Genomic DNA, 12,811 nt, shown 5'->3' on the forward strand with positions numbered 1-12,811 from the left:
TAAATTAACCTTGTTCAATTAATTTTTTCATTTCGTGTGCTGTAGCTTTTTTATCTTCTTTATTCGTAATTCCCCCACCTACGATAACAAGATCTGGGTGTTGTTTAATTACTTCAGGAAGTGTTTCTAATTTGATTCCACCTGCAATGGCAGTTTGCGCGTTTTTAACAACGCTTTTGATGGTTGAAAGGTCTTCGAAAGAATTCTTTCCAACTGCTTGAAGATCGTAACCTGTGTGAACGCAGATATAATCAACGCCAAGTTCATCCAGTTCTTTTGCGCGGGCTGCAATATCCTTCACGGCGATCATATCAGCAAGGATTTGTTTACCTTGTTTTTTCGCTTCTTCTACTGCGCCTTTAATTGACTCGTCTTCTGCAGTGCCAAGAATCGTAATGATGTCAGCACCTGCAGCAGATGCTTGGCTTACTTCATATCCAGCTGCATCCATAATTTTTAAGTCTGCTAATACGGTTAAATTAGGAAATGCAGCCTTTACTTCTTTCACTGCTTTAAGCCCTTCATTAATCACCACAGGTGTACCAATTTCTACAACATCAATATGCTCTTCTACCTCTTTCACTAATTCAATAGCTCCCTGAATATTGACAAGATCTAATGCTAATTGTAATTTCATTTATATTTGCTCCTTTTAATATGATTTTATATTGTGCTAATAGGCTGTCATTATATCGATGTAAATGTTTCCTTTAGAAAAGCTATTTACTCACTAGCACGTTTCTCAGTATACTGAGTATGTTGTTGAATTAAAAGTACACACTTTTACTGCATATAGTGATAAAAAGTATACTATAGGGTAAAATAAGGGGGAGGTGAAGTAAATGCCAAATTTAGGAGAGAAAACATTTAACTGTGAAAAAGAATTGACACTTTCAATAATTGGTGGTAAATGGAAAATGTTAATTTTATGGCATCTAGGTAAAGAAGGAACTAAACGATTTGGTGAATTAAAATCCCTTATGCCGGGTATTACCCAAAGAATGCTTGTTAATCAATTACGCGAACTTGAAGATCATTTAATAGTACATCGAAAAGTTTATCCTGTAGTTCCACCTAAAGTTGAATATTCATTGACTGAGCATGGAAAAAGTCTTATACCGATTTTAGATGCTATGTATGAATGGGGAAAAGGTTATATTGTGAATGTATTGGAAGAGGAAACTGAAGACAAATCAGCCACTTAGTAGAAAAAAGTTTCTTTTCATGATTTAAGACAATAATAACTTACCTTGATGTAGGTTTTAATATTTAAATGCTACGACGATGAGTAAATCATCTATTGTACTTTACAACATGCTATCCTGATTAATCGATATAAAATTCGATAAAAAATAAACATATGAAGGTCACCCTACATGCATCAACAGAAAATTTATCTAGTATTTATACTTATAGATTTGTTAAGAGTTCATTAGTATATGCAGTAATAGTAATAATTCATACATGTTTAAGAGATTTTCTAATCCTTTTCAACAAACATTAAAACCTCCCCACCTTATGGTAAGAAGGTTTTAATGTCTCTATGTGGTAGCAGATTTTCACTAGCTTGTTCTTTCTGTTGAGCTTCTTTTTTATCATCTCCATGAGGGAAGATTGCCCATGCTATAGTAATAATTACAATGGTAAACGAAAAAAAGAAACAAATAAACTAAGTCCTAAAATAACAAGCCAATAAACATCCAGGACACTCTTTTTAAGTTTATTGGCTTGTGGAATATGTAAGTCAATAAAATTGTAATTAGATATAAAAAAATGCTGATGCATGTTATAGCAGTCAGGTAGTAGATTGGATTTAACTTTATTATATGCTCTACTATTGCAGGAGATAACGTAGCAGAAAGGATTCGGAATATAATTTTAGATATTCTTCAAACAAAATTAAAGAGTAGTCTCCAAAAAGCTTTGTATATAGCAAACGAACAATCCGTAGAAGCTATTTATTTTGAATATGACATGGATAATTAGTGGGAAAGCACATTTTTTGTTTGTGATGAATATAGCAGTTTGTCTGAAGATGATGATGATTGGGCTAGTGAGTGGATTGCCGAAATTGGAGGGCCTATTAATAGAGAATTTGCTCAAATTCATCAAGAGAATGGGTTTGATACGACAGAAAAAGCAAAAGCTGTAACACTCTTTCTAGTTATAAGAACAGGTACAGCTTTAGGGACAGTTGCCCAAAGTATGAAAGTTAACGTTCCACTATGTATAGGATTTCATGACCAAGATCCTATCATGAGAATCAAAGAGTAACTACCTATAATTTTGATTATGGTAACTAGATATGTATGCGGTATTCATATTATTAAATAAGCTTATGATGACTACCATACTTGAGATACAAACGAACAGATCAGTTTGGATTTAAATAATATCAATACAGCATTGAATTTACCGATATTATAAAAAATTTCCTGGAACAGTTTAACACTAACCAAATAAACTGTTTCTATTAAACCATTTTGTAAACCATTTTGATTTTATTTGGCAGAAGTAAATAAAGTTAATACTTCTTGCTTACTCGTGTTTGTTTTACACTATATAATGAAAACAATTAATTGACTATTTTTATTATGAAAAAGTTGGAGCAGGAAATTCATCAATTTTGATACGAAGTAAACTATAAGGTTTCTCTCGTAAGTCTTTTCCATAATGAAATCTAGCCTGCCGATGTAATTGGTTCACAATGACATACAAATATTGATCCGGACCAATTGAAAAAGTATCCGGCCACAAAATTCTCGGATCATGTGCGATAGTTTCCATTATGCCATTTGGCAATATCTTACGAATACTGTTGTTTTCGTAATCTCCAGCATAAACAGTTCCCTTTGCATCGGTGATCATTCCATCAGACGCACCTTTTTCTCCCCAATACTCCACATGATAAATTAAATCTTTGTCTGGTATACTTCGGTCTCTTAGGACTTCTGTTGAAATCGAGAAAAGATGACGACTGGTTAGTGGACAAAAAAATAAAACTTTGCCATCGGGAGAAATTGCTATTCCATCAGACGCCAATCTAAATGGGGAAGTTGAGCCATCTATGTTTCTATTCATCAAAATTTCACCTTCTACCTTCGGTAAAAAATAGGGATCGGGTGAAGTTGATTTTGCTCCATTTAACCGTCTAAACGCGTTTCCATTTGATAAATCTACGACAATAATAGCTCCTGGTCCTCTTGAAGAAGAATCCGTTATATAGGCATAACCTGCTTTTCCAACACGAAAATCAAAACGGACATCATTCAAATAAGTTGTAGGTAGAACAACATCTTCTGTAAAGGTATATACTTTTCTTATTGTATTGGTTTCTAAATCAACAGAGACTAATTTTGCTCCCCCTTTAATAGGTTCAGAAAAATTGGGTGCCGCTGTATCTAATATCCAAAGCGTTCCCCTTCCATCAGCAACTACACTTTGGACACTGATGAAAGTCATTGTGATATTTTCGGAGTTAACCAAATTGGTTTGTAAATTAGGATAAGACTGCAATTTATCCTGAACAATTTCCGCCACTGTAAATTTAACATCGTCTCCCCATTTCGGAAAGCAAATGAAAATACGACCGGTTTCTGAAACAGTAACACCTGTAGGCATTGCCCCATAAAATGCATAAACTAGTTCTAAATTACCAAAATATTTTTCACTAGGTAACATAGGTTTCATAATAACCTCCTCAAACATTCAAACGGGATATCTCATATATATGATTTATATTTTTTCTAATGCGTGTTTCTTAATAAGTTTTTCTATACGAAAAGATGATTGAATTGATTGTTTTCGAAATTTAATAAGTCTTTCAGAAGAAAGTAAACATTTTAATTTAAAGGTCTCCAGATAAAGTAGAATTCAATTAGCAGGTAGCGAAGTTCAATATTCCCGAATCAACGTTAAGCTGTTATAAATAAGAAATTAGGAAAATTCTCTTTTTTAACTTTGTGAAGAAATGTATTTAAGCTAAACTGCCTCTTTAGCATTTTAAGTCCACTACTCTTTTATCATAGCTTTGCTTTTTAAAGAAATTTCGTATAAAAGTGATGATTACACAGAATACTGTATCAGTCAGTGGTTTAATAACATTTCGGAGGAAAAATGCCAATGAATACAAAAGAGTTAAGAAATATCCATGCCCTCGTAACAGGTGCTTCAAGCGGCCTAGGATTTTTCATGGCGGAGGCTTTGCTTCAAGCTGGAGCCACGGTGGCGTTAGCTTCTAGAGTTGGAACTAAATTGGATCAAGCAGTAGAGAAATTAAAGCGCGAGGGTTATCCTGCTGTTGGAATTCCTTTGGATGTTCGATCAGAACAATCCGTCAATAATGCGATCGAATGGGTGAAAAGAGAATGGGGGAAGCTCGATGTTCTCGTCAATAATGCGGGAATTGGGATGAGGACAGTAAACCCGCGTTTTTTAGTCGAGCCTCAGCCATTTTTTAAAGTAACACCAGAGGGGTTTCGAGATTTAATTGATACCAATCTCACAGGATATTTTTTAGTAGCTCGAGGGTTTGCTCCTTTAATGATGGAACAAGGTCATGGGCGAATCATTAATATTTCTATGAATCATGAGACTATGAAAAGAAAGGGTTTTGTACCTTATGGACCATCGAGGGCAGCCACTGAATCACTCTCATATATAATGGCCAAAGATTTAAAGGAATATGGAATTATGGTGAATATGCTTTTACCGGGTGGTGCCACTACTACCGGGATGATTCCGGACGAAGTTCGAAAAGAGATTGAATCAAAATTCCAGCTATTAGATCCAAGGGTTATGGCCGAGCCGATTGTTTTTTTAGCCTCAGCTGCTGCAGAGGGAATCACAGGTGAAAGAATAGTTGCTACCGATTTTCAAGACTGGCTTCTCAAAAGAAAATAAGTTTTTAATCACAGGGACGGATTCTTTCCTCTTTGAAGAAGTAGAGCTGTCCCTGTGATTATTCTTTTATATTTTATGAGATGTCCAGCTCCAGCGCGGTTATAAGCCAATCCGTCAAGAAGACTAAAGAGCAAACCTTCTCGCTAGCTTGTCTAGAGTCACGCCTCTCATCTACACGCTTCCGCTTTTGTCCCTTCGGGTTCTGTATGATTTTATAACATCTGTTATCCATAGCCAAGGAAAGAATTCCTTCTTCAACTAACCTTCCCCATTACTTTAAGTACATTCCTCCACCAACAAAGAAAGCATCGCCCATGAAAACATTATCAATAATCTCAAAATTGGTCTTGCTACCGTTCAATTTCCCCGACTCATCCCCATTCATATAAAATCGAATCTGATATCGATATCTCATAAATCGCAAATCCCTACAATTATTTTTCTTCTTTTCATACCCTTTAGGCAGAGGTTCTTTAAATGGAAGTATAAAATACCTCATGCATTGCTAACATCTCTAAAGAATTTACCTGTTAACTTGTCCATTAGGAAAATAAAAAAATCCATGAAATTATTTGAATTTCATGGACTTTTTTATTATGTTTGTTATATGACATCTACTCACTTAAGTACTTCGTTAAAACAGTATAAAAGCCTGTCTGCCATATTGATTGTCCTTACTTTCAACCCACTTGTTTCTCAGGTGAATAACTGCTCTTGTTTTGTTTTTCTTCACCTGGTAATTTCATAAATATCATCAAAATAGCACTAACAAAATACAAACCAGCAAATATCCACATGACTCCGTGTACACCCATGCTACCAATGAATGTTCCTACAATTGCAGGTGCAATAAAGTAAGACATTCCAGCCCCAAAACTTACAATAGCCATAGCTGAGCCCTTCTTTTCAGGTGCTAATGAACTTACTAGAGCAGAGAGTGGTACATAACCACATAGAACGATTCCAAAAAATATGCCTACCACAGTTAATGCCCAGAAATTATGCCCGAACATTTGAGGAGTATAAAGCATAACCAGAGTCATTACACCGCAACCGACACTGCCAATCCACATAATTGTCTTTCGCCAACCTAACCATTTATCACTGATATAGGGAATGACTAAGTTAAAAGAGATATTGGCCACCCACATAGTTCCCCATACTTGTAACCATTCTTCTGTACTGTATCCATATTCAGAGGACAAGTATAGAGGGAAAAAGATTGGAAGAGCACCTACGCCGGTGGAGTTTATTATACGAACAACTCCTCCTATTGCAATTTTTGGCTTTTCAATACAAATAGTTAGTCCACTGAGTAAATTTTTCAATTTTTCCTTGCCGTTACCCTCACGTTCATGTACTTGGCCTTTTACAACAACAACTCCAATTAATCCACCGATTAACACCCATACGACCGCACTCCACATTAATCCGATATATCCGATTTTCGGAATCATATAAGCTGGAAAATAACTTCCAACAACATAAAGACCGCCACTCCATGCTGCCCAAAATAGCCCTATTGCCGTAGCTAAAATACGGTCAGGACTGCGATACGTAACCCAAACTAAAAACGAATAGCAAAATAAAGGATAACCAAATCCTCGAATAGCATAAGTTGGTAACATAACTGCATAATTATGCGGTTTTAGACCATACTCAATAAAAAGAATTTGACCAACTAACCAGATAACCAAGCCTGCTATCATAACCTTTCTTGGTCCCCATGCTTCTGTAAGGACACCCGAAAAGTAGGAGGCGATTGCTAATATAGCTCCGTATGCTGCAAAGAGAGTAGAAGATTGTTGAACGGTTAAGCCATGTTCAATAAGATACGGTGAAAGCCAACCATGTTCGAGACCATCTCCTACCATAAAAATTAGAGTTGCGATATAGCCCCAAATCATAGCTGATGGAAGACCTTTGGTGTTTTGCTCTCTTTTTGAAATCGCATTCATTTTAATCACCTCAAAATTATATATTTAACAATGCTAATAGTCACATTTACTCATTAGATGGTTCTCTTTAATGGTTAATGATAAATACCCAACCGAGTATTTATCATTAACCATATAGGAAATATACTGTTACGCCCACCACATTTCAGTTAATTGTTCTTTAAATTGTGCGCCTTTTAATAAAGAGATGGCCTTACTTAATCCTTCATCTAACGAAGCTAGCATATCTTCATGTTCAATGGATATCACATAGTCATATCCTACCGCGCGAAGCGCACTCACCATATCTTTCCATACTTTTTCGTTTTGCCCATATCCTACGGATCTAAATGTCCACGAACGATTCAAAGTATCACTGTAATGTTTTGTATCTAATACTCCATTAACACTAATATTTGCCTGATCCAAATACGTATCTTTTGCATGAAAATGAAAAATAGCCTCTTCTCGACCAAGTTTTTTAATGGCTTCTACTGGATTAATCCCTTGCCAAATCAAATGGCTTGGATCAAAATTAGCTCCAATACTTGGCCCAGCATGTTCTCTTAATTTCAAGAGAGTTTCAGGGTTATACACAACAAAACCCGGGTGCATTTCAAGCGCAATTTGATGGATACCGTGTGACTCTGCAAATTTCACTTCCTCTTTCCAGTAAGGAATGACTACTTCATTCCACTGCCAATCTAGGATTTCCGTATATTCCGGCGGCCAAGAACAGGTTACCCAGTTCGGATTTTTGGCACCTGGGCACCCAGAAAATCCATTAATCACCGGCACTTCTAAACGTTCAGCTAATAAAACTGTTTTTCTCCACACATCATGAGCCTTTTTGGCAACCATCTTATTTGGATGCAGTAAATTTCCATGACAACTTAGACCACTTATTGTAAGTCCTCTACTTATAAGGGCAGCTTGAAATCTTTTTAATTTCTCTGGGTTCTCTAGTAATTCATCAGGATTACAATGACTGTTTCCTGGATAATTGCCTGTGCCCAATTCAACGGCCTCTACACCCATTTCACATAGTTTGTCCAGCATCTCTTCAAAAGGTAAGTTTTGATAAAGAACTGTAAACACCCCTAATTTCATGCACGTACCTCCTGCTTTACCTTCACTTTCATCCATTTTTGTTGTTCATGACTTGCTAAAATGGCGTCGGTAATGCACATCGACATATGTCCATCTTCAAATGTTGCGAAAGTGGCTTTATCACTTAAAGGGTTTTTACCTTCCCGAATAAATGTATAGAAATTCAACAACCCATTTTTTAACGCATCTGGCCAGCCTTCATTATGGCCTCCCGGATGATGAATGGACGATTTTGCTTCAGGATTAAATAAAGTAGGATCTGCAAGAAGAGTTTGATTTGGTTGATCTCGATAGCCAATCCACAACTTTTCTGGTTCTTCTTGATTCCAAAAAGCAGAATTTTGACTGCAAGCGATTTCGAAGCTTAGCCTATTTTTTCGCCCTGCACTTACTTGAGACACAGTAAATAAGCCTTTTATCCCGTCTTCAAAGCGTACAAGAACAGACGCATAGTCTTCTGTGTTAATCGGAACATCTTCATATACTTCTTCTTGTCCTTTTTGTCCCCCAAAAGTAGATCCTTGAGAAGTAGATTTTTTTCTTACTGGTATAACAGTTGCTAGATCAGCAAAAACTTCGACAATTTTTTTACCTGTTACGTATTGAACTGTATCACACCAATGAGAACCAATATCTGCTACCGCGCGTGATTTCCCTCCGACTTCGGGAGCTAAACGCCAATTAAAGTCTGTTTCGAACAATAACCAGTCTTGTAAATAGCTTCCGTGCACTAAGTTGACTTTCCCTAACTCACCGTTTCTGATCATCGTTTCTAATTGTTTTACAATCGGAAATTGGCGGTAGTTAAAGTTTACGCCATGTACGACCTGGTGCTCTTTAGCTAATTTCAATAGCTCGGCAGACTCTTCACTAGACATAGCCAATGGTTTCTCCGATAACACATGTTTGCCTGCTTGAATAATTTCTTTATTAATTTGAAAGTGAAGGTGATTAGGTGTACAGTTATGAACAACTTGAATATCACTGTCTTTTAACATGTCACGATAATCCCCATAAGCTTTCGGAATTCCAAGTTCAACCGCTTTTTGTTCTGCTACTTCCTGACCATGTTCTGCTAATCCAACTACTTCTACAAAACCGAGTCTTCTGATAGCCTCAATATGAGTGGGCCCAATAAATCCTGTCCCAATAACTCCAACTTGTATTTTTTCCATTTCTTTCTCCACCTTAATAAACTGTATTTTCCATGATTTCTGTTTCTTACGTAGTAGCTCAAAAAAGAATTCAAACCTTTATAGCCGTTTGTTGACTTTTCTCTATTGACCGAATCACAAATCAACAACCCTATTTCTAATAAAGGCTAGTCTACTAGGACTAGCCTCTACTAAACTATTATTTAAGCTTTCACTAAATTTTCTGTAAGATTAACCCATACACCTTTTTCAGCTGATTCAAGGATAGCATCCGAAATAACAGCGATCTGATAACCGTCTTCAAAATCTGGTGATACACTTGTATCTTCAGCGATTGATTTGAGAAAATCATATGTTTCAATAATTTTTGTTTCCCCGTAGCCAATTCCTAATGCTGGGATTGGCCATAGACCTTCTCCATATGGATGTGCAGGTCCTGTATAAACTGTTCTGAATCCGCGGCTATCACTTGGATCATCGGAGAAACATACTTGAAGCTCATCACGGCGTTCATAGTTAAAGTATAATGAACCTTTCTCTCCGTGAATTTCAAATGTTAAGAAGTTGTTGCGACCCCAGGCATTACGAGTCGCTTCAATACTTCCTACTGCGCCGTTATCAAACTTAATTAAAGTTGAAAACTCATCGTCTACATCAACTTTACCTTTTGGTACATCAGCTTCTGCTTTTACAGTTCCTAGTTTATCTACAACACCACTTTGAATCGGTCTTTCACCAATCCATGTCTTTGCAACAGCCATTACCTCTGAAATGTCACCCACAAGATATCTTGCATAGTCAATCACATGTGTTCCAATATCACCTAATGCACCTGAACCAGCTCGTTCTTTTTGGAAGCGCCATGATAAAGGCGAGTTAGGATCTGCAGACCAGTCTTGCAGGTACGTACCTCGGAAGTTTAAAATCTTTCCGATTCTTCCTTCCTCAATATATTTTTTTGCTAGAGCAACGGCTGGTGTTCTACGATAGTTAAATGCGACCATATGTTTAACGCCTGCTTCTTTTACTGCATCAAGCATTGTTTTTGCTTCTGCTGCAGTTCGTGCTAACGGTTTTTCCGAAATGATATGTTTACCTGCTTTGGCAGCTGCAATGGCAATCTCTGCATGAGAGTCATTTGGTGTTACAATATCAATAATATCAATTTCAGGATCTTCTACTACCTTTCTCCAATCAGATGAATAGTTTTCAAATCCTAAACGTTCCGCTGCATCTTTTGCTAACTCTTCGGTCACATCAACGACTGTGTGTCGTTGAGGAATTGCTGGCGCCGGCCAAAAAAACATTGGCATACCTGCATAAGCAAGTGCATGCGCCTTCCCCATAAATCCTCCGCCAATCATACCTACGTTTAACTTTTTCATTTTTATTCTCCTCCTATGAAAGTAGTCTATTTATTCCGATCTACTATCTTTTAAATAACATCTGCTATATCGTTATGGTAAATTAGGCTTCAAGTTCCTAATATATTATCTCTGCTACTTTCTTCTTGACCTTAAGACTTATTTGCCGTTTCAAAACTTAATAAGAAGTTAAAGCTGATTTCTGCTCCTTTTTTCGGATCATTATAGCTATCTAATTCTACTGTAAGCCATTCATCATACCCAATTCCATCCAGCACTTGGATCATCTGATCAAACTTTTGATGTCCTTCTCCTAAAGGAAGAAATTCTCCATTATAATAATCTTTGAAATGAATATATTTAATGCGATCTGCATATTTTTTAATTACTTCTACCGGATTCCCTCCACCTGCTTCGATATGCGCTGTATCCGGACATAAATTAATCGTTGTTAGTGCCATTAATTTGTCCAACTGGTCTGGGGCCTCTACGTTTGTTCCTAAATGCGGGTGATAGCTTGGAATAAGATTATATTTCTCTGCAATTACTACTACTCGATTAAGAGCATTGCCTAAATCAGCGTAATCACTTTCTAAAACACCATTCGCACGGATAGCTCCTCCGCCAATTACTAGATGCTGCGCTCCTAGTTCAGAAGCAAGAGCCGCAACCTCATCAATTTTTAATAATTCCTCTTCCAAAATATCCGGGAAAATAAAATTCCCTCCAGTGTAAACTCCAATAAAGTCTAAAGAGTAACGGTTCAGCAATGCTCTAAATTCTTCTTTTCTATCTTTAAATTCCATTAGATTTCCGTCAAACATTTCAAATCCTTTATATCCAACTTCTGCAATATCTTTTAAAGCTTCTTCTGTTGATCCATTTGCAAGGTAATAAAGGTCTTTTATCGAAGTGACTCCGGCAGGATGCCCTACTACCCCGCCCCACGTATTTGTCTGATATCCTAGTTTCATGGTTACTCCCCTATCTTTAAAGATTCCTTATGAGTACATGGTGTATTAATACTTGGATTTCATCACCTCCCTAGATTATTTAGATAAGAAATAATTGAACCAAAATACATGTAATCGATTACAAAGCATTGTAGACAAAGACTATATTTTTAAATTTCTTATAAGAATAAGGTGTTTTTACTACCTGTACTTGTACTCGATTGTACTTATCAGAAATCTAAACTAAAATTCCCTTTTTAATCGGATATTAAATAATTCTTTTCCCAACCATTTGTAATCGATTACATCTTAATTTTAAAAAAACAAGAAGATTTAAATCATCAGATACATTTTCAAAAGAACTCTTATTCCTTTATGAAATATGTGTTGAGCATGAATTACGTATGATAAGCTGATCTTCCATTAGATATTGATGTCTTTCAATTTCTTCCTTATTCATCAACTTTATAAGTAATTTCATTGCCATCGTGCCCATCTCAAAAGCTGGCTGTGAGATGGTTGTAAGAGTCGGTTTGAAAATAGATGAAAATTTTATATCATCAAATCCTACTACGGAAATATCATGTGGAACACTTAATCCTTTTGAAGAAATAGCATTTATAGCTCCAAATGCCATCTCATCATTGGCTGCAAACACAGCTGTCGGAGGATGATTAAGAGCTAAAAATTGAGTCATTATATTAAAACCACTTTCATAAGAGAAATTACCCTCCTGCACTAGAACGGATTCAATTGTAAGGTTGTATCTTGCCATTGTCTGATAAAATCCCTTTAATCGATCCTGCCCTATCACTCCACCTAGAGGACCTGATATAAATCCTATTCTTTTATGTCCCAGCTTAACCAAATATTCTGTTGCTTTTTGAGCCCCACTGATATTATTAATAGAAACGGTGGGGATGGCTGAACCTTCTATATATTCACATGCCAAAACTACAGGATATTTGAGAGCCATCTCCTCAATGTGCTTCGATTTCATTCTTGCCGTTAGTAAAACCATTCCATCAGCTTTTTTTTGGAGAAGTATGTTTAAATACCCGTTTTCTCTTTCCAAATCATTGCCCGTATCCCCAAGCAGAACTTGATATCCGTTTATGACGGCTACAGACTCAATTCCTCTTAGTACCTTAGAAAAAAAAGGATTTGTTATATCAGGTACAATGACTAGAATCGTTTTGGTTTCTAGTGTTCTTAACTGACGAGCTAATGCATTTGGCTGATAGTTTAATTCTTTAATTACTTGTAATACTTTCTCAGTCGTTTCTTCCGTTACAGTGTTAGGTTTACTTAGTACTCTTGACACTGTAGCAGTGGAAACATTTGCTTTTTTTGCTACATCTATTATTCGCACCATTTTACGACTCTCTTTT

At 36.4% G+C, this 12,811-nt stretch carries 11 protein-coding genes; 3 read left to right on the top strand and 8 right to left on the bottom strand.

The genetic code is table 11. From position 1 onward, the window contains the following. Positions 1-4: 4 nt before the first annotated feature. Entirely contained in the window at positions 5-637 is a 633-nt protein-coding gene (hxlA, locus tag AC1DEF_RS11340) for a 3-hexulose-6-phosphate synthase (RefSeq protein ID WP_097825062.1), read from the bottom strand. A 205-nt stretch (positions 638-842) separates the two neighbouring features. Between hxlA and AC1DEF_RS11345 the strand changes: the two genes are divergently transcribed. Then, positions 843-1,205 (top strand): winged helix-turn-helix transcriptional regulator, encoded by a 363-nt coding sequence (locus AC1DEF_RS11345; protein ID WP_034655752.1) that lies wholly within the window; start codon positions 843-845, stop codon positions 1,203-1,205. 820 nt (positions 1,206-2,025) lie between these two features. After that, positions 2,026-2,274, top strand: coding sequence for a hypothetical protein (locus AC1DEF_RS11350; RefSeq protein ID WP_097825063.1), 249 nt, complete (start codon positions 2,026-2,028; stop codon positions 2,272-2,274). 318 nt (positions 2,275-2,592) lie between these two features. On the opposite strand, the gene AC1DEF_RS11355 is transcribed toward AC1DEF_RS11350, so the two are convergent. Further along, on the bottom strand, positions 2,593-3,690 hold the full coding sequence (locus AC1DEF_RS11355) for an L-dopachrome tautomerase-related protein (protein ID WP_097825064.1): 1,098 nt from the start codon (positions 3,688-3,690) through the stop codon (positions 2,593-2,595). A gap of 432 nt (positions 3,691-4,122) precedes the next feature. Between AC1DEF_RS11355 and AC1DEF_RS11360 the strand changes: the two genes are divergently transcribed. Next, positions 4,123-4,902: an SDR family NAD(P)-dependent oxidoreductase gene (locus tag AC1DEF_RS11360; RefSeq protein WP_255255805.1), complete on the top strand. Its 780-nt coding sequence runs from the start codon at positions 4,123-4,125 to the stop codon at positions 4,900-4,902. A 680-nt stretch (positions 4,903-5,582) separates the two neighbouring features. Here the strand turns inward: AC1DEF_RS11360 and AC1DEF_RS11365 are convergent. The 6 genes from AC1DEF_RS11365 to AC1DEF_RS11390 all read right to left on the bottom strand — a co-directional run bounded on the left by AC1DEF_RS11365 (position 5,583) and on the right by AC1DEF_RS11390 (position 12,795). Beyond that, a complete protein-coding gene (locus tag AC1DEF_RS11365; protein WP_318331238.1) occupies positions 5,583-6,860 on the bottom strand; it encodes an MFS transporter in 1,278 nt (425 codons plus the stop codon). A gap of 129 nt (positions 6,861-6,989) precedes the next feature. Beyond that, entirely contained in the window at positions 6,990-7,949 is a 960-nt protein-coding gene (locus tag AC1DEF_RS11370; RefSeq protein WP_477727372.1) for a sugar phosphate isomerase/epimerase family protein, read from the bottom strand. Beyond that, positions 7,946-9,124 carry a Gfo/Idh/MocA family protein gene (locus AC1DEF_RS11375; protein ID WP_097825068.1) on the bottom strand — a complete coding sequence of 393 codons (1,179 nt, stop codon included), beginning with the start codon at positions 9,122-9,124 and terminating at the stop codon, positions 7,946-7,948. The genes AC1DEF_RS11370 and AC1DEF_RS11375 overlap by 4 nt, the downstream gene beginning before the upstream one ends. Before the next feature lie 182 nt (positions 9,125-9,306). Beyond that, complete coding sequence (locus AC1DEF_RS11380) at positions 9,307-10,488, bottom strand: levoglucosan dehydrogenase (RefSeq protein WP_097825069.1); 1,182 nt, start codon at positions 10,486-10,488, stop codon at positions 9,307-9,309. Between the two features lie 131 nt (positions 10,489-10,619). Next, a complete protein-coding gene (locus AC1DEF_RS11385) occupies positions 10,620-11,441 on the bottom strand; it encodes a sugar phosphate isomerase/epimerase family protein (protein ID WP_097825070.1) in 822 nt (273 codons plus the stop codon). Positions 11,442-11,793: 352 nt separating this feature from the next. Beyond that, complete coding sequence (locus AC1DEF_RS11390) at positions 11,794-12,795, bottom strand: LacI family DNA-binding transcriptional regulator (protein WP_097825071.1); 1,002 nt, start codon at positions 12,793-12,795, stop codon at positions 11,794-11,796. Positions 12,796-12,811: the final 16 nt, after the last annotated feature.

The sequence above is a fragment of the Priestia sp. 10L35 genome, assembly GCF_056395685.1.